This is a genomic window from Virgibacillus sp. NKC19-3, assembly GCF_019837165.1.
Classification (GTDB): domain Bacteria; phylum Bacillota; class Bacilli; order Bacillales; family Amphibacillaceae; genus Virgibacillus_L; species Virgibacillus_L saliphilus.
The window spans coordinates 2,317,675-2,341,997 of the sequence record NZ_JAGYHC010000001.1 but is presented as its reverse complement, the minus strand read 5'-3'; the positions used below and the strand labels follow the sequence as shown (position 1 = coordinate 2,341,997).

The window sequence follows — 24,323 nt, the reverse complement described above, 5'->3', positions numbered from 1 at the left end:
AGCGATAAAAGCTTTTCCTTAAGAGCGAGGTGAATGAAATGTCAGATGTACGTGCAAATCGCGTAGCAGAGCAAATGAAGAAAGAGTTAGGTGAAATTTTCACCCAAAAGTTAAAAGATCCGCGAATCGGATTTGTTACCGTTATGGATGTTGAAGTAACAGGTGACCTCCAGCAAGCAACAATATTTATATCTGTGCTTGGTGATGAACAGCAAAAACATGATACCCTTTTAGGTCTTTCAAAGGCGAAAGGATTTATCCGTTCGGAAATCGGGCAGCGAATCCGATTACGTAAAACACCTGAATTAATGTTTGAGTTTGATGAAGCTTTTGATCATGGTAATCGTATAGAAACGATTCTGCGTGAGCTAAATAAATAGTCACTTTCCAAAAAATCTGACTCAAACTTAAGTGAGTCAGGTTTTTTCCATACACGTAAATGCGTTTTGGAGGTTTTAAGAAATGAATGGTATATTACCATTATGGAAGCCAAAGGGCTTGACGTCACATGATTGCGTTGTGCAAATACGAAAGATTTTTAAAACAAAAAAAGTCGGTCACACTGGCACCCTGGACCCTGAAGTTGAAGGGGTACTTCCTATATGTATTGGAGAGGCAACCAAAATTGTCCCATATTTAACCGAAACAAAGAAAGGCTATGTTGCAAAAGTAGCGTTGGGCCAATCAACAGATACAGAGGATAGACATGGGTCTATAGTTGATAAAAAATCAGTAATTGACTTTCCTTCTGAAAAAAGAATAGAAAATGTGCTACAATCATTTAGAGGAACAATTAAGCAAGTTCCGCCAATGTATTCTGCTGTAAAAGTAAATGGTAAAAAACTGTATGAATATGCAAGAGCAGGTGAAGAAATTAAACGGCCTGTAAGAGAAATTATCATCTATGAATTAAACCAATTACCTTTAAAAGCAGAAGAAAAAGAAAAAAACCGATTTAGCATAGAAATAGTTTGCTCAAAAGGCACGTATATACGGACATTATGTGTTGATATTGGGAAGTGTCTAGGATATCCTGCACATATGTCAGATTTAGTACGAACAACATCTGCTTCATTTACAAAGAAGCATACAGTAACGTTTTCTATTATTGAAGAAGCTGCAAAACATAATCGACAAGATCAATTATTATTGCCTATGATTAAAGGACTGGATCACTTGGATATTCTATATGTAGGCGAAGAAACAAAACGTCGCGTTTACCATGGCCAAAAAATATCAAAGTCAAACCATAAATTAACTACAGATCCTTTTGTCGTTATGCATGATCAGCAGCTATTAGCAATCTATCAAATACATCCCCAAAAGCCGGAACAAATGAAACCAGTTCGCGTCTTTCATGGATGAGAAAAAGCGTAGGTGAATACTTATGAGAACGATTCAACTAACATACCCTCACACACTGGGATTAGATGAATTACCTCGTATGGTTAGTGCGATTGGATTTTTTGATGGTGTACATAAGGGACATCAAAAAGTAATTGAAACAGCAGTCGAAGAGGCAAAACAAAAGGGTATGGAAAGTGCAGTGATTACGTTTCACCCACATCCCTCTGTTGTATTAAAAAAGGGTACACAACACGTGAAATATATTACACCATTAAGAGAAAAGAAAAAGATTTTGCAAGGACTTGGTGTCGATCGACTTTTTATAATTGAATTTAATAAAGAATTATCTTCTTTATCCCCCCAAGCGTTTATTGATCATTTTATCATCGGGTTAAATATAAAACATTTAGTTGCAGGCTTCGATTATTCCTATGGCCATAAAGGACAAGGGAACATGGGCAATCTTCATGAGCATACCAGGGGGATGTTTACGTACACCACAGTCGATAAAGTAATGTTGAATGAAGAGAAGATCAGCTCAACCCACATAAGAAATCTACTTAAAGCCGGAAATGTCCAAGGGGTACATACATTGTTAGGCAGACCCCTTGCATTTTACGGTACTGTTGTCAAAGGTGATCACCGCGGGCGAGAGATCGGCTATCCTACCGCTAATTTACGGATTAATACGGATGCTTTATTACCAAAAATCGGCGTATATGCAGTTAGAATCTGTCATAACAATGAGTTCTATGACGGAATGGCTAGTATTGGTACAAATCCAACCTTTACTGCAGATCGAAAGGATTTGTCTGTTGAAGTGCATATATTTGACTATGACAATAACCTTTATGGTGAAACATTACAGATAGAATGGCATAAGTACATTCGGGATGAAGAGAAATTTGATGGTGCCGCAACTCTAATTAATCAAATGGCTACGGATGAAAAGAATATACGAGCTTTTTTCTCAGAAAAAGGCTAAATTCAAAGGATTATTCTCATTTTTACTTGCAATTTCTACGAAAAAGCGTTATGATTATCAACGTAAAACCATTGCTTGGCAAATCGTAACTCCGGCGTTTGCTAGGGAACTGGGGATATAATTTATGATTAGGAGGTGAGCCAGATGGCTATCACACAAGAACGCAAGAATGAAATTATTAATGAATATAAAGTTCATGAAAATGACACTGGTTCTCCAGAAGTACAAATTGCAGTGCTTACTGAAGAAATAACCAAATTAAATGAACATTTACGTGTTCATAAAAAAGATCATCATTCACGTCGCGGTCTTTTGAAAATGGTCGGTAAACGTCGTAATTTATTAAATTATCTGCGTAATAAAGACATTATCCGTTATCGTGATTTAATTAAAAATCTGGGATTACGTCGATAATAGTTACAAAAGCAGGAGGAATCCTGCTTTTTTTGTAGCCTAGGAAAGTATAGAATTTTGTGGTTGTAGATAATTCAGTAACTATCTAAGCCGCGTCTGGCTCCAGCGCCCAGCAACTAGCAGATGTTTTTGGTGGGACGAGCGTTAGCGCAGCCCTAAATTTGTGCATCTTTCATTACGATAAGCGGGCATCGGTTCCTTGGTAAAGGAAGGCCGACTAAGAACGGCCTTGCCAGCCAACTCACGGTCCCTTGATGCAGGGGGATGTTTCCTTTTCGCTTTCCAAGCGTAAGATTCACTTGGAATTTCGCCATTATTGGTGTGATAAGTCAGGTTCATCTAATCTCTGCGGAATGCTTCAGTTTGTACGTTGCTAACCGGGCGTTTCCGCCTTTGTTTATATTTTAACTACATAAAATTTACATTCCTGCTTATAAACTATAAAATAGAGAAGAATGTTTAGTGAAAGGAGTATCATAACGAATGTCAGAAGAAAAACAAGTTTTTTCTACAGAGATTGCAGGTAAACCGTTTACTGTCGAAATAGGAGAGCTGGCTAAACAAGCAAATGGAGCATGTATGATTCATTATGGAGACACCTCAGTATTAACTGCAGCAACAGCATCAAAACAACCAAAGGATCTTCCATTTTTCCCATTAACGGTAAACTATGAAGAACGTTTGTATGCAGTGGGCAAAATTCCTGGAGGATTTATCAAACGAGAGGGGAGGCCTAGTGAGAAGGCAACCTTAACTTCTCGACTAATCGACCGTCCTATACGTCCATTATTTCCGGATGGGTTCAGAAATGAGGTCCAAGTTATTTCAACGGTAATGAGTGTTGATCAGGATTGTTCGTCTGAAATGGCAGCAATGACTGGCTCATCCATTGCGTTAAGTATTTCAGATATCCCATTCGCCGAACCAATTGCAGGTGTTAAAATCGGACGGGTTGATGGGGAGTTTATTATCAATCCCAGTGTGGAGCAGGAAGAAAAAAGCGATATTGACTTAACAGTAGCTGGAACGAAAGATGCAATTAATATGGTAGAGGCTGGAGCAGAGGAAGTTCCTGAAGAGACAATGCTTGAAGCAATTATGTATGGTCATAAGGAAATTCAACGTTTGGTTGCATTTCAAGAAGATATCATAGAGGCTGCAGGTGCGCCAAAATCAGAGGTTTCCTTATTTGAATCAGATGAAGAAATTGTTGCAAAAGTAGAGGCTGAAGCAAAGGAAAAAATGGTTGCAGCAATTCAAGTGCAAGAGAAACACGCAAGAGAAGAAGCAATAGATGTAGTGAAAGATGAAGTTCTTGAGAAATATGAGGAAGAAGAACCTGAAATTATTTCACAAGTGAAATCTGCTCTTGATAAAATAGTCAAAGAAGAGGTACGTCGTCTAATAACGAAAGAAAAGATACGTCCGGATGGTCGTAAACTTGATGAAATTCGCCCATTGTCATCACGGATTAAAGTTCTTCCGAGAACTCATGGTTCCGGTCTTTTTACACGCGGACAAACCCAGGCACTGAGTATTTGTACCCTTGGAGCATTAGGAGATGTTCAAATATTGGATGGACTGGATTTGGAAGAGTCCAAACGGTTCATGCACCATTATAATTTTCCGCAATACAGTGTTGGTGAAACCGGACCTATTAGGGGCCCTGGTCGCCGTGAAATTGGACATGGAGCGTTGGGAGAAAGGGCACTTGAAAAAGTTGTTCCGTCCGAAAAGGAATTTCCATATACCATTCGCTTGGTGTCAGAGGTATTGGAATCCAATGGTTCTACATCACAGGCAAGTATTTGTGCAAGTACGCTTGCTATGATGGATGCAGGTGTGCCTATTAAAGCACCAGTCGCCGGGATTGCAATGGGGCTTGTTAAATCTGGAGATGACTATTCTATATTATCGGATATTCAAGGTATGGAAGATGCTTTAGGTGATATGGACTTTAAAGTTGCCGGTACTGAACAAGGTGTTACTGCATTACAAATGGATATTAAAATTGAAGGCCTTTCTAAAGAGATTTTAAAAGAAGCATTACACCAAGCGAAAATAGGCCGCATGCATATTCTAGAATCAATGTTGGCTACAATTAAACAACCTAAAACTGAACTCTCCCAATATGCACCTAAAATTTTAACCATGCATATTAATCCAGATAAGATTCGATCTGTTATTGGACCAAGCGGTAAACAAATTAATAAAATTATTGAGGAAACCGGGGTTAAAATTGATATTGAACAGGACGGCGGTGTCTTTATTTCATCAACAGATGCCTCTATGAATGAGAAGGCGAAACAGATTATTGACGACCTTGTGAGAGAAGTTGAAGTTGGTGAAATGTATTTAGGTACAGTAAAACGCATTGAAAAATTCGGGGCTTTTGTAGAATTGTTTAAAGGCAAAGACGGTCTCGTTCATATCTCCGAACTACAGGAAGAAAGAACAAACAAAGTAGAAGATGTTGTTTCCATCGGGGATGAAATAATGGTGAAGGTAAAAGAAATTGATAATCAGGGACGGATAAACCTTTCTCGAAAAGCAGTTCTAAAAGAAGAAAAGGAAAAACAGCAAGAAGCAAAATCATAAGATTAAATGAAACAAGAAGCTGGCAAACCAGTTTCTTTTTTATGTGTGCCAGGCATGTGCACATTCTCTAGGGTTAAAGTCCCGAATCACGAAGGCAGTAGTAGTGGTTAGCTCAAGACAAGGGTGTCTGGGGTGACCCAGAATCTGAAGGAAGTCGGCGGCAAATCCCCGCCCTTAGGAACACGAACTTCATAGAAGGCTAGATGTACTTGGGTGAGACTGCATAACAAGTCAAAGCCCTTACTGCCAAAGGGTGCATAGAGTAAATGAAGAAGGGATATGGGGAGGAAGAGTGTGTACTTACCCTGGGAGGTCTGATAGAAACGCGGTACACATGCCGTAACTGAACATGCGAATGTTCACTGAACTATCAGAAGTCAGCCGAAGCCGTAGTACCAGATACTTCTAGAATATCTGGGAAGGGCTGAATCATTTAAGGAGAATTGCCACTTTGCGTACGCAATACTCGAAGAAGCAGAAACATGAAAACCTTCCTAATGGAAGAAGCGGTGAATCCCGCGGGGACATTAGAAGGGCTGAGAGACATTGCCACACAAGAAGAAAGGACAATTCACGCAGGAGTTAGATAACATGTTGGAACAAATCCTATCACGGGAAAACTTAATGACAGCTCTGCATCGTGTAGAGCGCAATAAAGGAAGTCACGGAGTTGATGGAATGCCCGTACAAAACTTACGAGCGCATATCGTTGAACACTGGGCTTCTATTCGGGAACAACTGGAAACAGGAACCTACTATCCTCAGCCTGTCCGCCATTACAAAATCCGTAAAGAAGGCGGCGGTATGAGGAAACTGGGTATTCCCACCGTGTTAGACCGATTTATCCAACAAGCCATCGCACAAGTGCTCACCACGATATATGACCCGACCTTCTCGGAAAATAGCTATGGCTTCCGCCCAAAGCGTCGAGGTCACGACGCTGTAAGGAAAGCTAGGGCATACATGAAGGACGGATATCGCTGGGTGATTGATATGGATTTAGAGAAATTCTTCGATAAAGTAAACCACGACCGTTTGATGCGGACGCTAAGTCGGAGGGTCAAAGACCCGAAAGTCCTTCAGCTTATCCGCAGATTCCTGCAAGCAGGAATCATGGAAGACGGAGTGGTACATCCGAATACAGAAGGAGCGTCTCAGGGCGGACCGTTAAGTCCGCTTCTCTCAAACATTGTCCTGGATGAACTGGACAAAGAGTTAGAGAAAAGAGGACTCCATTTCGTGCGCTATGCGGATGACTTTCATATTTATGTCCGTTCGAAAAGGGCAGGACACCGAATAATGGAAAGTATCACCAACTTTATAGAGAAGAAGATGAAATTGGAAGTCAATAAAGAGAAAAGTGCGGTAGACCGCCCATGGAAACGTAAATTCCTTGGATTCTCATTCACCTTTCATAAGGAAAATCCCAAGATACGGATTGCGAAAGAGAGCATCAAACGTTTCAAGCGACGAATCCGAGAATTAACGTCTCGAAAGAAATCCATGAATATGGGGGACAGAATCGAGAAACTGAATCAATATCTCGCAGGCTGGCTGGGATACTACCAGTTAGCAGAAACACCTACGATATTCAAGGAACTCGACGGATGGATTCGAAGACGTCTACGAATGATACGTTGGAAAGAGTGGAAGAAAGTGAAAACGAAACACAAGAATCTTGTGAAACAAGGAATCAAGAAAGGAAAAGCGTGGGAATGGGCAAACACAAGAAAGAGCTATTGGCGAACCGCCAATAGCCCTATCTTGCATAGAGCACTTGGTGACCAATACTGGTCAGAACAAGGCTTGAAGAGTCTAACTAATAGCTATCTAACGAAGCGTTGGACATAAATGAAACCGCCGTATACGGAACCGTACGTATGGTGGTGTGAGAGGTCGGAGGTTAGTCACCTCCTCCTACTCGATTTTCTTTCTGCGTATAAGATTCACGTTGACTTATCAAGATTATTGGAGATAAGTCCCATTCATCTAATCTCCGTTCCATTGCTTTCATCTCTACGTTTTTAAACAGACACTCCTGCGCTTTTGTTCCTTATAGGGACAAACCATCCTATTCGTTTATCATACCCTGTCCCTATCAGTCATATAATGGAGCGCAGGGGGGATTGGTATGCATCATTACAAGAGAGCTGTTAACTTTTGTGTATTTATTCTAATCGTTGCTTTAGCTTTTAATCCGAATGATAATCCTTTTTTTATATCAGAAGTAAACACATTTGAGGTGATGAAAACGAACGACACCCTATACCAAGAAATACAAGCGAAAAGCTCCGACTACTCATTACCTCCTCAAAATGCATATATTGACACTGTTTGGAAAAAAACACCTGGAAGAAATGGTTTGAAAGTTAATATCGACGCATCATACGAAAAAATGAAAAAAGAAGGTGTATTTCATGAATCGTTACTTGTGTATGAACAAATACCTCCGGAAATAAGATTGAATGATTTAGACGTATCCCCTATATACCGGGGCCATCCGGAAAAAGATATGGTAGCATTTTTAATAAATGTGTCGTGGGGAACGGAACATATTCCGGATATATTGAACATCCTAAAAGAACATAATGTCAAAGCAACATTTTTTCTTGAAGGACAATGGGCTCAGGAAAATGCTGAATTCGTGGAAATGATTGATGAACAAGGCCACACTATTGGGAATCATGCATATAATCATCCAAATATGTCCAGGTTATCTCAGCAGGAAAATACTAGGCAAATCAATCAAACGAATGAAATAATTAAAGCAATCACTGGCGATGCTCCAAAATGGTTTGCTCCCCCCAGTGGAGATTATACAGATCAGGTTGTTCAAGTTGCAGATGATTTGCACATGGAAACGATTCTTTGGACTGTAGATACAATTGATTGGAAGAATCCTTCTGTTTCTGTTATGATAAATCGAGTAAATGAGAAACTTCACCCTGGTGCCACGGTGTTAATGCACCCGACTGAATCAATTGCAGAAGGGCTTGACCCATTAATTAAAGACATTAAGGAAAATGGTTACCGGATTGGCACATTAGATAAACTGTTAAATGAAGAAAGGTAAGAATTGACACTGGAATTGACAGGAGGAAAAGCATGATAGAGAAACACACAAGTAAAAACGGGCTTCGTATTGTACTGGAAAATATTCCTGCAGTCCGTTCTGTTACAATTGGGATTTGGATATTAACCGGATCACGAAATGAAACAACAATGAATAATGGAATTTCTCACTTTTTAGAGCATATGTTTTTTAAGGGTACAAAAAACAGGTCGCCACAGGATATTGCAGAGGCGTTTGATTCCATCGGCGGACAAGTAAATGCATTTACATCTAAAGAGTATACTTGTTTGTTTGCCAAAGTATTGGATACACATAAAGCGTATGCACTTGAAATTCTGGCAGATATGTTCTTTCATTCCTCGTTTGATGAAGAAGAGATGGAACGGGAGAAGAAAGTGATTTATGAAGAAATAAAAATGTATGAAGATACCCCAGATGATATTGTACATGATTTATTGGCGCAAGCTTCCTATGGCGTACATCCATTAGGATATCCTATTCTGGGTACAGAAGAACATCTCAAGGGATTTAATGCTGACACACTCCGAAATTATATGAAAGAGCAATACATACCGGAAAACGTCGTTATATCCGTTGCAGGCAATACCGACGATTCTTTTATGGCAAAAATTGAAGATTATTTCGGGTCTTACTATGCAGATCATGAACCTTCACCCATTGTGAGGCCAACTTTTTTAGCAGGGAAAATTGAACGGAATAAAGACACAGAACAGGCGCATTTATGTTTAGGTTATGACGGATTACCTGTTGGCGATGAAAATACGTATAGTTTAATTATCATGAATAACGTACTTGGTGGAAGTATGAGTTCAAGATTATTTCAGGAAGTACGGGAAAAACAGGGATTAGCTTATTCTGTTTTCTCCTACCACTCATCTTTTTTGGATAACGGATTATTAACCATTTATGCAGGTACGGGGAAAGATCAACTTCCTTTACTACGCGATACCATTGATAAAACAGTAGAAACACTGATGAAAAGTGGATTAACGGATAAAGAATTAATCAACAGTAAAGAACAATTAAAAGGAAACTTAATGTTAAGTCTTGAAAGTACAAATAGTCGAATGAGTCGTAACGGGAGAAATGAAATGCTCCTTCATCGGCATCGTACACTTGATGAAATGATTCGTGAGATTGACGCAGTTAATCATGACTCCATACAAAAAGTAATTGAAAAGCTATTTAACCAGCCTTCTTCTACAGCTGTCATTGCCCCTGAGGTGTCCAGTTAGCCTATGTCTTATACATAGGCTATTTTTTTTGGCATATATATGTAGAAGCTTAACTTAATGGGGGGTTGAAATGCGTTATAAAGATATTAGCGGAAAAGAAATTGTCAATGTCAATCAAGGGGCCAGATTGGGAATATTAGGGCAAACTGATTTGGAAATTAATGAGAAATCTGGACAAATTGAATCTTTCATCATTCCAAATTATAAATGGTTTGGTCTAAAAAAGGAAGGAGAGGAGCAGAAAATCCGTTGGAGTTCCATTAAAACAATTGGTGAAGATATGATTATGATTGAATTGGATGAATAAGACAAATTCTCTTCTAGCTGGTATTACAATTGTAATATCAGCTTTTTTGTTTTATTTTTTAAAAGTACTATCACTAACAGGTGCCAAAGGCATAAGCTATAAGGAAATGATCTTAGGAAATGTAGTTTGGAGGTTATTTATCGTAATGAATCGATTAATCGCTGTGATTGGTGGCGACGAGCGCTACTTGGAGTTAATTCGACAGCTCAATATGTTGCCGGAGACAACCATTATTCTTGTAGGTTTTGATAACTTAGAACAGGGATTTATGGGATTAACGCAAATGGAAGTAGATGAGCTAGAGCTGGAAAAATTAGATGCGGTTGTTTTGCCGATTACCGGAACAGACGAAAAAGGTGGAGTTGAAACTGTCTTTTCAGATCATCCCATTCAATTATCAAAGCAATGGTTTAAGCAATTGAAGAAAACGGCACTGATCTTTACGGGCATCACAAATGATTATTTATCAACCGTGACAAAAGAAGCAAATATCTCGTTAATCCCTTTATTAGACCGAGATGATGTTGCCATTTATAACTCCATACCAACTGCAGAAGGAGCAATTATGATGGCAATTGAACATACGGATTATACGATTCATTCTTCTCGAGTCAATGTAGTTGGCTTTGGCCGGGTTGGGAATACAGTAGCAAACAAATTTGCAGCGCTCGGTGCCAAAGTATCCGTAAGTGCCAGTAGTATCAAAGAATTGGCTAGAATTACCGAGATGGGTTTAACAGCTGTTCCGTTAGCCGATCTTCCTGCATATACAAATGAATGTGACTTATTAATAAATACGATTCCTGCACGAGTTGTGACAAAAGATTCTATTCAAAACCTCCCGCCGCATGCGTTAATAGTAGACCTTGCTTCCAATCCTGGTGGAACAGATTTTGTTTACGCAAAGCAAAGGGGGATTACGGCTATTTTATCGAGAAGCCTGCCAGGTATTGTGGCCCCTAAAACTGCTGGAAGGATTTTAGCGGATGTTATTAAACAATCAGTGGTGAAAGGAGATTAACATGAGCTTAGAAGGAAAGCGAATTGGTATTGGTTTTACAGGTTCGCATCATATGTATGAAAAAGTTTTTCCACAGTTGGAGAAGTTGATGACTGTGGGAGCGGAAGTTATTCCAATAGTGTCCTATACGGTGAAAAATACAGATACGAAACATGGAAAGGCAAAAGAAAGAATTGAAAAAATAGAATCGATTACCGGAAAAAGTATCATCTCAACTATTCCGGAAGCTGAGCCCCTTGGTCCAAAAAATCCATTAGATTGTATGGTAATCGCTCCTTTAACCGGAAATTCTTTAAGTAAGTTTGCCAATGCCATTACTGATACACCAGTATTAATGGCGGCAAAATCAACAATACGAAACCAAAGTCCTGTCGTCTTAGGTGTGTCAACAAATGATGCACTGGGGCTAAACGGGGTAAACCTAATGCGATTAATGGCCACAAAATATATCTATTTTATTCCGTATGGCCAGGATAGTCCATATAAAAAGCCAAATTCTTTGGTATCCAATATGGATTATTTAATTCCTACCGTAGAATCTGCACTGCATTCTTCACAAATCCAACCGGTTATTATTCCTCATATGGATTAATTATGATAAAATAAAACCTTAAGGGAATAGTACTAATTTTACTATTGGTGAAGGGGAGTTATGTAAATGGCAGAAAAAACAGCATACAATATAGCAGTTGTAGGAGCAACCGGTGCGGTGGGGCAAAAAATAATACAAATTTTAGAAAATAAAGATCTCCCGATAAACGAAATAACATTCTTATCTTCAGAAAGATCAGCTGGAAAGAAGATACCATTTAAAGGAAAAGAGATAACGGTAGAGGCGGCAGTTCCTGATAGTTTTGCCGGAGTGGATATTGCCTTATTTTCTGCTGGTGGGTCTGTTTCGAAGCAATTGGTTCCTGAAGCAGTAAAACATGGTTCTGTCGTTGTTGATAATACAAGCGCTTATCGAATGGATCCAGATGTACCACTTGTGGTACCAGAGGTTAATCAATCCGATATTCAAAACCATCAAGGAATAATTGCGAATCCAAATTGTTCTACCATTCAGATGGTAGCAGCATTAAAACCGCTTCACGATGCTTATGGGATGGAGCGTGTGATAGTATCAACATATCAAGCAGTCTCAGGTTCCGGGGAAAAGGCAAATAACGAATTAGATGCACAAATTAATCAATACACAGCCAATGAAGAAATGACAGCAGAATTATTGCCCGTAAAAGGGGATGAAAAGCACTATCCGATTGCATTTAATGCGCTTCCGCAAATCGATGTGTTTCAGGAAAATGGGTATACGTTTGAAGAGATGAAAATGATTAACGAAACAAAGAAAATTATGCATGAACCCGAACTTGCGATTGCGGCAACTTGTGTTCGACTGCCTATTTTTAGATCGCATGCAGAAAGCATATATATCGAGGTGGAAAAGGAAGGTTTAACTGTTCCTGATCTTTGGAAAGTTCTAAATCATGCGGATGGGGTTGTATTGGAAGATGATCCTACAATGCAAATTTATCCAACACCTTTACATGCAACAGACAAGGAAGATGTTTTTGTTGGTCGTGTAAGAAAGGATTTAGATAATGATAAAGGATTCCATATGTGGGTCGTTTCCGATAATCTATTGAAAGGAGCTGCATGGAATACTATACAAATAGCAGCTGCATTAATTCAAAATAAATGGTTGTAAGGTAGGGTTACAATGCAGATATTGATTCAAAAATTTGGTGGAACTTCTGTAGGAACCAAGGAAAACAGAGGGCATGTAGTCAAACATATTAAGAATGCATTAATGATGGATTATAAACTCGTGGTTGTTGTATCAGCACTTGGGAAAAAGCCTGATCCATATGCAACAGATACATTATTAAGTCTCGTTGACTTTCCTGCAAACCAACCCTCAAGTCGCGAACTTGATATGCTAATGTCATGCGGCGAGGTCATTTCTGCAGTAGTTTTATCCAATGAATTGAAAAAACATCATATAACTGCAACAGCATTAACCGGAGCACAAGCTGGATTTTTGACTACAGATGATTTTAATCAAGCAAAAATAAAGAAAGTAAATCAAACCCGTATTCTAAATGAATTGGAGAATAATGATGTTGTCGTTGTTGCAGGGTTCCAAGGACAAACACAGTCAGGTGAGATAACGACAATTGGTCGTGGTGGTAGTGATACGACTGCAGCAGCGCTTGGCACTGCATTACTGGCTGAACGCGTGGAAATATTCACAGACGTAAATGGTATTATGACTGCGGACCCACACGTTGTGGATTCCGCACGGCAATTGGATTCTATTACGTATACTGAAATTTGTAACTTGGCATATCAGGGGGCAAAAGTGGTCCATCCACGTGCAGTGGAAATTGCCATGCAGGCTGGTATTCCGATGCGGGTGAGGCCAACTTACTTGCAAGATGCAGGGACATTAATTACTTCTTCTAGAACGGGTACGGATATTACGGATCAAAAGGTAACCGGTATCGCTCATATGACCTCCATTACACAAATAAAAATTCAAACAAAAGAAAAAGCATATCGTATGCAGTCAGAGGTGTTTAAAGCAATGGCTGAAGCGGGAATTTCAGTCGACTTTATCAATATTTCACCAAGTGGCGTTGTTTATACGGTGCCGGAAGCCTTTACATCAAAAGCGGTCTATATTTTAGAAATGCTTGGATTTCACCCGGAGATTACAGAGGGATGTGCTAAAGTTTCTGCGGTTGGCGCTGGTATGACAGGAATTCCCGGGGTTGTATCCAGCATTGTGCAGGCACTTACGAATGCTGGAGTACAAATATTACAATCAGCAGATAGTCATACGACAATATGGGTGCTTGTGCATGGCGAAAATTTAAAATCAGCTGTAAATGCGCTGCACGATGTGTTTGAATTAAGTATGAATAAACCAATATATACAAAAGAGAGTTGATAAAAGATGAATTTTGGTCGTGTATTGACGGCAATGGTAACACCATTTAGCAAAGAAGGTGGCATCGATTATGAGCAAACTAGCCTACTAATTGACTATTTACTTGCTAATGGTACAGAAGGGCTTGTAATCAATGGTACTACTGGTGAATCACCAACGTTGTCGATAGAAGAAAAAATCAACTTGTTTAAACATGTTGTTAATGTAGTGAATAAACGAGTTCCAGTAATAGCTGGAACCAGCAGCAATGATACATTGGCATCCATCGCTTTGACAAAAGAGGCTCAAGAAGTTGGCGTGGATGCTGTGATGATTGTAGCACCATATTATAATAAACCATCTCAACGCGGTATGTATGAACATTTCAAGGCAATTGCTGAGGCAACCAAACTTCCTGTTATGCTTTATAATATTCCCGGCCGTTCTGTTGTCACAATAAATGCAGAAACCATTATAAGCTTGAGTAAAATTGATAACATTGTTTCGTTAAAGGAGGCGTCCGGAGATTTGGATCTGGCTGCGGCGGTGATTGAGGGTACAGATAATGGTTTCACTGTATACAGCGGAGAAGATGCGTTAACGTTGCCGCTGCTTGCAATAGGTGCTGAAGGTGTTATTTCCGTTGCATCTCATATTTCGGGCAATGAAATACAAGATATGATAAAAGCCTATCGTGTGGGTAAGACGGAAGAAGCAGCTTCCAAACATCGAAAATTGCTCCCACTTATGAGGGAGTTATTCAACGTACCATCTCCCGCACCAGTGAAAGCAGCCTTGAAAATGAAAGGTATCGATACAGGGTCTGTACGATTGCCACTTCTTCCTCTTACGGAAGCGGAAGAGAAAGCATTAAAAGAAACAATGGATAATTAAGAAATATCGGCTGCCAGTAGCCGATATTTCTAATTTAATGGAAGTTAATTTTTCTAAATCGTGGGTTATTCAATAACCAAATAAGCCCATCTTTCTCCAGTGTGTCCACCACCTACTAAATCTCTTTGGTGGGACACAATTAGCAGTCCCAGCTTTCGCATTCCTCCATTACGATAAAGGGAGACGCACTTCCATCTTTGTTCGTATGTAACTGTCTATTTCCGTTCATACTACTTATAGAATGATTAAATTCGTGAAGGAGTGTTCGAAAATGGATAATGAACCGGGGAAAAAAGAGGATCAAAATGAAGAAGAAAATAAGTCGGAGTTGGTGCAAAAAATCCAGCAATTAGGACAATCAAATGTACCCCAAGCTCCTGATACCAATGTGCATGTCCTTACAATCATTGGACAAGTGGAAGGTCACGTGCAATTACCACCACAAAATAAAACGACGAAATATGAACATTTACTTCCTCAATTGATTGCAATTGAACAAAATCCCAAAATTGAAGGACTGGTGATTTTACTAAATACTGTAGGAGGAGATGTTGAGGCAGGATTGGCGTTGTCGGAAATGATTTCTTCTATTTCCAAACCAACGGTCTCTATTGTATTAGGTGGGGGGCATTCCATAGGAGTCCCGATTGCTGTAGCAACGGATTATTCCTATATTGTACCGACAGCAACTATGACGATCCATCCAGTTCGCTTAAATGGACTGGTGATTGGAGTACCACAGACTTTTGAATACCTAGATAAAATGCAGGATAGAGTGATTGATTTTGTTACCAATCATTCGAATATTAAAGAGAAAAAGTTTAAAGAACTCATGTTTGCAAAAGGGAATTTAACAAGAGATATTGGTACAAACGTGATTGGCACAGATGCTGTTGAATATGGATTGATTGATGGTATTGGCGGTGTCAATGAAGCAATGAAAAAAGTGAACGAATTGATTAATGAAAATAAAGATACAGAAAACCAGGTGATCCAATGATCTTATACACCCCTATGTCAGAAGCTGAGATTTTCCCACAATCCCCCGATTCATTCACTAGCAGGCATGTGATTTCCTATGATGGAAGGTCATTATATGTAGAGAAGACGGATGAAGGAAATTATCAACTTTTACAGTTAATGTCAACAGATCCTCAAGATTTTCTGGATGAGAAATATACACCGGGAAATATTTTGCCTAAAAAAAATTGACCTTATGAATTGGAGTTTTTATGATATAATATCAAGTAGCCCTTGCCATTTTTTAGGCAAGGGTTTACGATTCATGTATACATAGCCTATCGATAATAGAGGTGAAAAAATGGCTAAAAAAAGAAAAAAGCGAAGAAATAACAAGCTGAAAAAACAAGTGAAATTTGAATTGTTAGGATTATTATTTATATTCCTTGCTATATTTGGAAGTGGAGCAAGTGCTATTAGTGATGGAGCAATTCCTGGTGGATTGGAGCAAATATTTCGACTGTTTTTAGGTATCTGGTATTTTGTCGCCTCCATATTTTTATTTATTACAGGAATCATCCTATTAATAAAAAGACGTTACCCTGATTTTGCAAACAAGAAAATGACTGGTTTTTATATTCTATTTGCAGGAATATTATTGTTAACACATATTCAAACAATGGAAAGTCTACTTGTGACCGTTGGAGACAGTTCCATACTTGGGGCAACATGGGATAATTTCATTTCTTATGTAAATGGACAAGGTACAGCAACTCAAACAGGTGGAGGTCTGGTTGGTGGGCTTCTTTTTACGTTTAGTTACTATTTATTTTCCTCAGCTGGGGCACAAATTGTTGCTGCGTTTTCTATCATTATAGGAGTTATTTTTATGACTGAGCTATCTTTGGGAGACTTTTTCTCTAATTTGTGGAAAAAGATAAAGTCAGTGCTCAGCAATTATTGGTCGCGTTGGAAGAATGCTAGAATGGAAAAGAATACCAGGACGGAAAAGAATATACGTAAAGAGGAAGAACAATTTGAAACAGTACTCCCAGAGAAGAAGGATGATGTTACCTATGAAGAGCCGTTGATTCAGGATTTTACAGATGCAGCTTATTCTTCATCTGAGCAGGAAACAAATGAACCAGTGATGGATGAAAGCAAAACAGAAGAGGATGCAGATGAAGATGAAGCAATTACGAATATGGCAATGACGGAATCAGAAAATCATGAATATGAATTACCCCCTCCTAATCTGTTAGCCGAACCGGCACATAATTCACAGCAGCAGGAGAAGTCGCAGATCCAAGCCACCGTACGGAAACTGGAGCGTACATTTACTAGTTTCGGTGTGAAAGCTAGAATTACCAGGGTCCATGTAGGCCCTGCTGTGACGAAGTATGAAGTCTACCCGGATGAAGGGGTAAAAGTCAGTAAAATAGTTGGATTGCATGATGACCTAGCCCTTGCATTAGCCGCAAAAGATATTCGAATAGAAGCGCCCATCCCGGGTAAATCTGCTGTAGGAATTGAAGTTCCAAATACAGAGATTGCAATGGTATCGCTTCGAGAAGTATTGGATAACCGGATGAATAACCGAGATTCCAAACTATTATTCGCATTAGGTCGTGATATTTCGGGAGAAGCGATTGTATCCGAGTTAAATAAAATGCCCCATTTATTAGTAGCGGGAGCAACAGGCAGTGGTAAAAGTGTGTGTGTAAATGGTATCATAACAACCATTTTAATGCGGGCAAAACCTCATGAAGTTAAAATGATGATGATAGATCCGAAAAAAGTAGAGTTAAATGTTTATAATGGCATCCCCCATTTACTCGCACCCGTAGTTACAGACCCGAAAAAGGCTTCAAGAGCACTGAAAAAAGTGGTTGCTGAAATGGAAAGAAGGTATGATTTGTTTTCCGATACAGGGACACGTAATATTGAAGGATATAATGAACATATCCGAAAATATAATCAAACGGTTGAGGAGGAAGAAGCACAACCGAATCTCCCATATATTGTTGTATTGGTAGACGAATTAGCAGATTTAATGATGGTAGCCTCCAGTGATGTAGAAGATTCCATTACTAGACTTGCACAAATGGCACGTGCTGCTGGTATTCATCTAATCATTGCAACACAGCGTCCATCTGTTGACGTTATTACAGGTGTTATTAAAGCAAATATACCGTCGCGAATTGCCTTTAGTGTATCTTCTGCAACAGATTCACGTACTATTTTGGATTCGGGCGGTGCTGACAAACTGTTAGGTCGTGGGGACATGTTATTCCATCCGGTAGGTGCCTCTAAACCACTTAGGGTTCAAGGTGCATTTTTATCCGATACGGAAGTGGAAAGAGTTGTTGACCATTGTATTGATCAGCAAAAAGCTGCGTATCAAGAAGAAATGATTCCTGAGGAGGCAAGTCAAGTTTCCGAAGAGGTTGAGGATGAAATTTATGATGATGCTGTTCATCTTATTATAGAAATGCAAAGTGCAAGTGTCTCCATGTTACAACGGAGATTTCGGATCGGTTATACAAGAGCGGCACGTTTAATCGATGCAATGGAAGACAGAGGAATTGTCGGACCATATGAAGGGAGTAAGCCAAGAACCGTATTGGTTTCACAGGAAAACACTGAAGAAAGATCTTCATAAGAGGATTAGCTACATCAAAGACAGTATATAGCCAAAGCAAATTTGGACTATACTGTCTTTTTAGCATGGTTAGATAGCTGCTCGGATTTTGTTACGAAATGTCTACAGATAAATAATCTTTCTCTAAACTTGTCTTGAATCTATTTATTTATTTTTTGAAAAATGGTATAGTTATGACGGAGATTGAGTCATAGGTCTGAGGTCGAATCTCTTTCAATTGAAATCACAAATTTAATAGGGAGGGATTATCATTTCCATAAAAATGGACGCACGTCAATTATATTTACAAGTAATTGATGAGATAAAACGAGGAATAGAAATAGGCAAATATAAAGAGAAAGAAAAACTACCATCTGAATTCCAACTATCTAAGCACCTAGGAGTGTCACGTGCGACGCTAAGAGAGGCACTGCGTATTTTAGAAGAAGATAATGTTGTGACTAGAAGGCATGGAGTTGGAACATTCGTGAATCCTAAGCCTATTTTCTCTTCTGGCATCGAACAATTAAATAGCGTCACCTATATGATAGAGCAGTCAGGGAGAAAGGCCGGATCCCAATATTTAACAACGGAATTGCTTGAACCCACAGAAGATGATCGAGAAAGATTTGCCCCAAAGGACATACAAAAGCTTGCAAAAATCGAACGAATTCGAACTGCAGATAAAAAGCCGGTCGTTTTTTGTATTGACAAAATTCCGGCAGGCTTGGTACCAATCGATGAATTGCATAAAAATGATTCTTTGTTCAAACTTATGGAAGCATATACCGGCACCTATATCAGTTATGCAGTCACCTATATTGAACCCATTGGATATCACGATCGAATTTATGAAATTTTAAATTGTGACCCTGAAGAGTCCTTGTTACTGCTAAAGCAAATGCATTATACCGAGGAAGATGAACCGGTTCTTTATTCCGCAAATTACTTCCGGTCCGATGTATTTAGTTTTCATGTTTTAAGAAAAAGGTTGTAAAGGCTTTCAATTATGTGGAGGAGGTGATCCAGTAATATAACCAAGCGGATGTATTACCTGCAACCTATATCATGCGTTTTAATTAGTGAAAAATGAGGGGGCATATTGAATGGACAAACGGAAAATAATGTTATTGTTTGCTTTAATCTTAAGTCTTATGGTGGTTTTAGTTGCATGTGGAGGAAACGATGAAGATGCCTCAGGATCCGGAAATGATGCGGAGGAAGGCGAAGCTACGGGAGATGAATCATCTGACTATACTGCAGGTTTGGTTACCGATGAAGGTGGAGTTGATGATAAATCATTTAACCAATCAGCGTGGGAAGGGCTTGAGGCATGGGGAGAAGAGCATGGTCTTGCTGAAGGTGAAGGATATGAATACGCACAATCCAATGAGGCTTCAGACTATTTACCAAACTTGACTCGCCTGGTGCGAAACGACTATGATCTAGTTTTTGGTATCGGTTTCTTATTAGAGGATGCCATTAGCCAAGTAGCTGAACAAAACCCTGATACAGACTTTGCAATTGTTGATACCGTTGTGGATGCGCCAAATGTAGCGAGTATTACATTTGCTGAGCATGAAGGATCGTTTCTTGCGGGCGTTGCTGCTGCGTTAAAAACAAATACCGATCAGATAGGATTTATTGGTGGTGTTGATTCGGATTTAATAAATAAATTTGAAACAGGCTTTATCGCCGGAATCAAATCTATTAATCCGGATATTGAAGTAGACGCACAATATGTAGGTGATTTTAGTTCCTCCGATGATGGGAAATTAATTGCAACTCGGATGTATAATGATGGCGCTGATATTATTTATCATTCTGCTGGCGCTGCAGGTAATGGCGTATTTGCACAGGGAAAAGATTTGAAACAAAACGATCCTGACCGTGAAGTATGGGTAATTGGGGCTGACCGTGACCAGTATGATGAAGGTTCAATCGGAGACTATAATGTTACGTTTACCTCGATGATTAAACGCGTTGATACTTCTGTACAACAAGTTAGTAATCTAGGGCTTAATGGTAAATTTCCAGGTGGTGAAGTAGTCGAATTCGGATTAGAAGACGAAGGTGTAAGCATTGCCACTACAAATGAAGAAGCACTTACGGAGGATATTTTAGCAGAAGTGGAAGAGTGGGAAGAGAAAATTAAGAGTGGTGACGTAGAAGTGCCACAAACGCATGATGATCTGGAATCTTATTTGGAGACATTGTAAAACTGAAAATGGCCGGAAATGCCGGCCTTTTTCACCTCTTTATCTGTTTTTTTCTACCCAAAGTTCCACTGGATACGGAAGCTTTTCATTAAAGGAGGGGGAAATGGTGGATTACGTTATTGAAATGCTAAACATACGTAAGGAATTCCCTAGTGTTATTGCTAATGATGACATAACAATACAATTAAAAAAGGGTGAGATTCATGCGTTGTTAGGAGAAAATGGTGCTGGTAAATCTACATTAATGAATATACTTTTTGGTTTATATCAACCTGATAAAGGTGAAATTCGAATGAAAGGGGAGAAGGTGCATATTACCGACCCTAATGTTGCAAATGACCTTGGGATAGGAATGGTTCACCAGCATTTCATGTTAGTTGAACCATTCACCGTAACTCAAAACATCATTCTTGGAAATGAACCTACTAATAAGGGGAAGGTTAATGTTAAGAAAGCAGAAAAAGAAGTACAAGCGTTATCCGATAAGTATGGACTTAAGGTTAATGCAAGCGCAAAAATAAGTGACATTTCTGTCGGAATGCAACAACGTGCAGAAATTTTGAAAACGCTTTATCGGGGAGCGGATATAGTAATTCTTGATGAACCTACTGCTGTTTTAACACCCCAGGAAATCACGGAATTAATGGATATAATGAGTTCATTAATTGCAGAAGGTAAATCCATTATTTTAATCACACATAAACTAAAGGAGATTATGCGAATATGCGACCGGTGTACAGTTATTCGTAAAGGGAAGGGGATCGATACCCTGGATGTAGCAACTACAACCGTTCATGAATTATCGTCCCTTATGGTTGGCCGTGAAGTTAGTTTTGAATTAGAAAAGAAACCTGCTAATCCGAAAGAAGCGGTTCTTAAAATTGATAATCTAGTTGTGAAAGATTCCCGAAAGATAGATAGGTTAAAGGGGTTAAATCTGGAAGTACGTGCTGGTGAAATAGTAGGAATTGCTGGCGTTGATGGGAATGGCCAGTCGGAATTAGTAGAGGCGATAACCGGGTTAACAAAATCTGAATCGGGATCTATCCAATTGAATGATAAGAATATTAAAAATTTATCACCGCGTAAAATAACAGAAAGCGGTGTCGCTCATATTCCACAAGACCGTCATAAGTTTGGACTGGTACTTGATTTTCCTATTGGAGAGAATATGGTCCTGCAAACATACTATCAGCAACCATTTTCTAGAAATAAAGTGTTGAATTATAAAAAATAGATGAAAAAGCCAACAAACTTATAGAAGAATATGATATTCGGACACCAAATACATATACACCTGCCAGGTCTCTATCAGGCGGTAATCAACAAAAGGCGATTATTAGTCGTGAAGTAGATCGTTCACCTGATTTATTAATAGCCTCACAACCAACAAGGGGGTTGGATGTTGGAGCCATCGAATTCATTCATAAAAAACTAATTGAAGAACGAGATAAAGGAAGGGCTGTTTTATTAATCTCTTTTGAATTAGATGAAATATTGGATGTAAGTGATCGTATCGCTGTGATTTTTGATGGTAAGGTTGTTGCTGATCTAAAACCAGCGGAAACAGATGAGCAAGAGTTAGGGTTATTAATGGCCGGAAGTAGCAAGAAAGAAAAGGCGGGTGGAGGGTAAATGACTTCAAATAAAGCGTTTAACATACTTGTTCCGATTATATCTGTATTTATTGGCCTTTTCGCAGGTGCTATTATCATGCTTATCTTCGGTTATAATCCGATTGAGGGTTATATGGCATTATGGCAAGGTGCTTTTGGAGACCTATATTTTATGGGGGAAACAATTCGACAAGTAACACCACTGTTATTAACCGGTCTTGCGGTGGCGTTTGCCTTTCGAGCAGGTTTGTTTAATATTGGTGCAGAAGGACAAGTTATTGTCGGTTGGCTGGTAGCGATCTGGATTGGCATCTCTATGGATGCGCCGATCTATATTCACTTACCTGTCGCTATAATAGTTGCAGCACTTGCAGGGGCCTTGTGGGGATTTATACCTGGTCTTCTGAAGGCAACCTTAGGTGTTCATGAGGTTATTGTAACCATTATGTTGAATTATGTAGCATTGTATAGTTCAAACGCTATCGTAAGAAGTGTACTATCGAATCATGAAGATAGAACTGATAATATTGCTGCTTCTGCCTCACTCGCTTCGGAATGGTTGCAAGGATTAACGTATTTTTCACGTATGCATTATGGGATTTTGATAGCTTTACTTATGGCAGCATTGATGTGGTTTATAATCGAACGGACAACAATCGGGTACGAGCTTAAATCTGTTGGCTTTAACCAACATGCATCCAAGTATGCTGGTATGAGTGTAAAAAGGAATATTATATTGGCTATGATTGTTTCTGGAGCTTTTGCAGGATTGGCTGGTTCCATGGAAGGTTTGGGAACATTTCAACATATGGCTGTTCAAAATGGCTTTACAAACTTAGGATTTGATGGGATAGCTGTTGCGTTATTGGGTGCAAATACCGCTTTTGGTGTGGTGCTGGCAGCTTTTTTATTCGGTGCACTAAAGGTTGGTGCTTTAAACATGCCAACAGAAGCCGGCGTACCTACTGAATTAGTAGATATCATCATTGCATTAATTATTTTCTCGATTGCATCAAGTTATATCATTCGCCTGGTTGTACTTCGCTTTAAAAAGGGGGGAAGTAAATGGGATTCGTTGAACTTTTACAATCGATTATTCCACCGGCACTTTTCTTTTCAGCCCCTCTGATATTTACAGCACTAGGTGGCGTATTTAGTGAAAGATCAGGCGTAGTAAACATTGGTTTAGAAGGTTTAATGGTAATGGGAGCCTTCGTGGGAATTGTATTTAATTTAGCATTTGCTGATGTTTTTGGCGTCTGGACCCCGTGGGTATCCATTATTATTGCTACCATTATTTCAGCGCTATTTTCCATTATTCATGCGGTGGCTGCTGTTTCTTTTAGGGCTAATCAAGTAGTAAGCGGTGTAGCAATCAATTTCTTAGCGTTAGGTCTAGGTGTTTTCTTAACAAAACAATGGTTTGGAAAGGGACAGACTGATATGGTATCCCAACCATTTTATACGACGGATATTCCCTTGTTGGCTAATATCCCAATTATCGGTCCTATATTGTTCCAAAATATATATGTATCATCCTATCTTGCCATTATACTCGCAATTGTAGCCTGGTATATATTATATAAGACACCATTTGGCTTACGTTTACGTGCTGTGGGAGAGCATCCAATGGCAGCAGATACAAATGGTATTAATGTTTCCAAAATGCGCTACATTGCAGTTATTGTTTCAGGTGCAATGGGAGGATTAGGCGGATCTGTATTCGCGCTTACGATCGCTTTAAACTTTTCTCACGCTACGATTGTTGGTCAGGGATTCATGGCACTTGCGGCAGTTATTTTTGGGAAGTGGCATCCACTGGGCGCAATGGGTGCAGCATTATTTTTTGGCTTTGCTCAAAGTTTGAGTGTGATTGGTGGGGGAATTCCGCTTCTTGCCGATGTGCCACAGGTGTTTTTGCTAATTGCACCATATGTCCTTACTATTCTTGCTTTAGCAGGCTTTATCGGTCGTGCTGAAGCTCCAGGGGCAAATGGAGAACCGTATATTAAAGGCAGCAGATAATATAATCAACCATGACACTGACTTGTTATCGATAGCAA

General features: G+C 39.3%; 21 protein-coding genes and 1 pseudogene. All 22 read left to right on the top strand.

Annotation, left to right across the window (positions count from 1 at the left end; all coding sequences use genetic code 11):
• Window positions 1–38: 38 nt before the first annotated feature.
• Window positions 39–380 (top strand): 30S ribosome-binding factor RbfA, encoded by a 342-nt coding sequence (rbfA, locus tag KFZ56_RS11350; RefSeq protein WP_222642037.1) that lies wholly within the window; start codon window positions 39–41, stop codon window positions 378–380.
• Between the two features lie 82 nt (window positions 381–462).
• Entirely contained in the window at window positions 463–1,365 is a 903-nt protein-coding gene (gene truB / locus KFZ56_RS11345) for a tRNA pseudouridine(55) synthase TruB (protein WP_222642036.1), read from the top strand.
• 22 nt (window positions 1,366–1,387) lie between these two features.
• Window positions 1,388–2,332, top strand: a complete 945-nt coding sequence (locus tag KFZ56_RS11340; RefSeq protein WP_222642035.1) for a bifunctional riboflavin kinase/FAD synthetase — start codon at window positions 1,388–1,390, stop codon at window positions 2,330–2,332.
• A 144-nt stretch (window positions 2,333–2,476) separates the two neighbouring features.
• A complete protein-coding gene (rpsO, locus tag KFZ56_RS11335) occupies window positions 2,477–2,746 on the top strand; it encodes a 30S ribosomal protein S15 (protein WP_222642034.1) in 270 nt (89 codons plus the stop codon).
• 483 nt (window positions 2,747–3,229) lie between these two features.
• A complete protein-coding gene (gene pnp / locus KFZ56_RS11330) occupies window positions 3,230–5,344 on the top strand; it encodes a polyribonucleotide nucleotidyltransferase (protein WP_222642033.1) in 2,115 nt (704 codons plus the stop codon).
• A 591-nt stretch (window positions 5,345–5,935) separates the two neighbouring features.
• Complete coding sequence (ltrA, locus tag KFZ56_RS11325; RefSeq protein WP_222640737.1) at window positions 5,936–7,195, top strand: group II intron reverse transcriptase/maturase; 1,260 nt, start codon at window positions 5,936–5,938, stop codon at window positions 7,193–7,195.
• Window positions 7,196–7,475: 280 nt separating this feature from the next.
• Window positions 7,476–8,417, top strand: coding sequence for a polysaccharide deacetylase family protein (locus tag KFZ56_RS11320; protein WP_222642032.1), 942 nt, complete (start codon window positions 7,476–7,478; stop codon window positions 8,415–8,417).
• 32 nt (window positions 8,418–8,449) lie between these two features.
• Window positions 8,450–9,673 carry a M16 family metallopeptidase gene (locus KFZ56_RS11315; RefSeq protein ID WP_222642031.1) on the top strand — a complete coding sequence of 408 codons (1,224 nt, stop codon included), beginning with the start codon at window positions 8,450–8,452 and terminating at the stop codon, window positions 9,671–9,673.
• Window positions 9,674–9,743: 70 nt separating this feature from the next.
• Window positions 9,744–9,980, top strand: a complete 237-nt coding sequence (locus tag KFZ56_RS11310; RefSeq protein WP_222642030.1) for a YlmC/YmxH family sporulation protein — start codon at window positions 9,744–9,746, stop codon at window positions 9,978–9,980.
• A gap of 145 nt (window positions 9,981–10,125) precedes the next feature.
• Window positions 10,126–11,001 (top strand): dipicolinic acid synthetase subunit A, encoded by an 876-nt coding sequence (dpaA, locus tag KFZ56_RS11305; protein WP_222643975.1) that lies wholly within the window; start codon window positions 10,126–10,128, stop codon window positions 10,999–11,001.
• Window position 11,002: 1 nt separating this feature from the next.
• Complete coding sequence (gene dpaB, locus KFZ56_RS11300) at window positions 11,003–11,593, top strand: dipicolinate synthase subunit B (RefSeq protein ID WP_222642029.1); 591 nt, start codon at window positions 11,003–11,005, stop codon at window positions 11,591–11,593.
• Window positions 11,594–11,659: 66 nt separating this feature from the next.
• Complete coding sequence (asd, locus tag KFZ56_RS11295) at window positions 11,660–12,706, top strand: aspartate-semialdehyde dehydrogenase (RefSeq protein WP_222642028.1); 1,047 nt, start codon at window positions 11,660–11,662, stop codon at window positions 12,704–12,706.
• Window positions 12,707–12,718: 12 nt separating this feature from the next.
• Window positions 12,719–13,951: an aspartate kinase gene (gene dapG / locus KFZ56_RS11290; protein WP_222642027.1), complete on the top strand. Its 1,233-nt coding sequence runs from the start codon at window positions 12,719–12,721 to the stop codon at window positions 13,949–13,951.
• 6 nt (window positions 13,952–13,957) lie between these two features.
• Window positions 13,958–14,824, top strand: a complete 867-nt coding sequence (gene dapA, locus KFZ56_RS11285; protein WP_222642026.1) for a 4-hydroxy-tetrahydrodipicolinate synthase — start codon at window positions 13,958–13,960, stop codon at window positions 14,822–14,824.
• Window positions 14,825–15,095: 271 nt separating this feature from the next.
• Window positions 15,096–15,824 carry a ClpP family protease gene (locus KFZ56_RS11280; RefSeq protein ID WP_222642025.1) on the top strand — a complete coding sequence of 243 codons (729 nt, stop codon included), beginning with the start codon at window positions 15,096–15,098 and terminating at the stop codon, window positions 15,822–15,824.
• Complete coding sequence (locus KFZ56_RS11275; protein ID WP_222642024.1) at window positions 15,821–16,036, top strand: YlzJ-like family protein; 216 nt, start codon at window positions 15,821–15,823, stop codon at window positions 16,034–16,036. Before KFZ56_RS11280 ends, KFZ56_RS11275 begins: the two co-directional genes overlap by 4 nt.
• Before the next feature lie 109 nt (window positions 16,037–16,145).
• Complete coding sequence (locus KFZ56_RS11270; RefSeq protein ID WP_222642023.1) at window positions 16,146–18,446, top strand: DNA translocase FtsK; 2,301 nt, start codon at window positions 16,146–16,148, stop codon at window positions 18,444–18,446.
• Window positions 18,447–18,696: 250 nt separating this feature from the next.
• Window positions 18,697–19,422 (top strand): GntR family transcriptional regulator, encoded by a 726-nt coding sequence (locus KFZ56_RS11265; protein ID WP_222643974.1) that lies wholly within the window; start codon window positions 18,697–18,699, stop codon window positions 19,420–19,422.
• 109 nt (window positions 19,423–19,531) lie between these two features.
• Window positions 19,532–20,644: a BMP family lipoprotein gene (locus KFZ56_RS11260; RefSeq protein WP_222642022.1), complete on the top strand. Its 1,113-nt coding sequence runs from the start codon at window positions 19,532–19,534 to the stop codon at window positions 20,642–20,644.
• A 106-nt stretch (window positions 20,645–20,750) separates the two neighbouring features.
• Window positions 20,751–22,279 (top strand): annotated as a pseudogene (locus tag KFZ56_RS11255) (ABC transporter ATP-binding protein).
• Entirely contained in the window at window positions 22,280–23,389 is a 1,110-nt protein-coding gene (locus KFZ56_RS11250) for an ABC transporter permease (protein WP_222642021.1), read from the top strand. It begins immediately after the preceding pseudogene.
• Window positions 23,326–24,285 (top strand): ABC transporter permease, encoded by a 960-nt coding sequence (locus KFZ56_RS11245; protein WP_222642020.1) that lies wholly within the window; start codon window positions 23,326–23,328, stop codon window positions 24,283–24,285. The genes KFZ56_RS11250 and KFZ56_RS11245 overlap by 64 nt, the downstream gene beginning before the upstream one ends.
• Window positions 24,286–24,323 lie beyond the last annotated feature (38 nt).

Excerpts from the sequence above, each read along its gene's own strand:
- KFZ56_RS11270 (WP_222642023.1), top strand. The coding sequence starts at position 16,146 with ATGGCTAAAAAAAGAAAAAAGCGAAGAAATAACAAGCTGAAAAAACAA.
- pnp (WP_222642033.1), top strand. The coding sequence starts at position 3,230 with ATGTCAGAAGAAAAACAAGTTTTTTCTACAGAGATTGCAGGTAAACCG.
- KFZ56_RS11315 (WP_222642031.1), top strand. The coding sequence starts at position 8,450 with ATGATAGAGAAACACACAAGTAAAAACGGGCTTCGTATTGTACTGGAA.
- KFZ56_RS11260 (WP_222642022.1), top strand. The coding sequence starts at position 19,532 with ATGGACAAACGGAAAATAATGTTATTGTTTGCTTTAATCTTAAGTCTT.
- KFZ56_RS11320 (WP_222642032.1), top strand. The coding sequence starts at position 7,476 with ATGCATCATTACAAGAGAGCTGTTAACTTTTGTGTATTTATTCTAATC.
- KFZ56_RS11275 (WP_222642024.1), top strand. The coding sequence starts at position 15,821 with ATGATCTTATACACCCCTATGTCAGAAGCTGAGATTTTCCCACAATCC.
- asd (WP_222642028.1), top strand. The coding sequence starts at position 11,660 with ATGGCAGAAAAAACAGCATACAATATAGCAGTTGTAGGAGCAACCGGT.
- dpaA (WP_222643975.1), top strand. The coding sequence starts at position 10,126 with ATGAATCGATTAATCGCTGTGATTGGTGGCGACGAGCGCTACTTGGAG.
- dapG (WP_222642027.1), top strand. The coding sequence starts at position 12,719 with ATGCAGATATTGATTCAAAAATTTGGTGGAACTTCTGTAGGAACCAAG.
- dapA (WP_222642026.1), top strand. The coding sequence starts at position 13,958 with ATGAATTTTGGTCGTGTATTGACGGCAATGGTAACACCATTTAGCAAA.
- KFZ56_RS11280 (WP_222642025.1), top strand. The coding sequence starts at position 15,096 with ATGGATAATGAACCGGGGAAAAAAGAGGATCAAAATGAAGAAGAAAAT.
- KFZ56_RS11340 (WP_222642035.1), top strand. The coding sequence starts at position 1,388 with ATGAGAACGATTCAACTAACATACCCTCACACACTGGGATTAGATGAA.
- truB (WP_222642036.1), top strand. The coding sequence starts at position 463 with ATGAATGGTATATTACCATTATGGAAGCCAAAGGGCTTGACGTCACAT.
- dpaB (WP_222642029.1), top strand. The coding sequence starts at position 11,003 with ATGAGCTTAGAAGGAAAGCGAATTGGTATTGGTTTTACAGGTTCGCAT.
- ltrA (WP_222640737.1), top strand. The coding sequence starts at position 5,936 with ATGTTGGAACAAATCCTATCACGGGAAAACTTAATGACAGCTCTGCAT.
- rpsO (WP_222642034.1), top strand. The coding sequence starts at position 2,477 with ATGGCTATCACACAAGAACGCAAGAATGAAATTATTAATGAATATAAA.
- KFZ56_RS11250 (WP_222642021.1), top strand. The coding sequence starts at position 22,280 with ATGACTTCAAATAAAGCGTTTAACATACTTGTTCCGATTATATCTGTA.
- KFZ56_RS11245 (WP_222642020.1), top strand. The coding sequence starts at position 23,326 with ATGGGATTCGTTGAACTTTTACAATCGATTATTCCACCGGCACTTTTC.
- rbfA (WP_222642037.1), top strand. The coding sequence starts at position 39 with ATGTCAGATGTACGTGCAAATCGCGTAGCAGAGCAAATGAAGAAAGAG.
- KFZ56_RS11310 (WP_222642030.1), top strand. The coding sequence starts at position 9,744 with ATGCGTTATAAAGATATTAGCGGAAAAGAAATTGTCAATGTCAATCAA.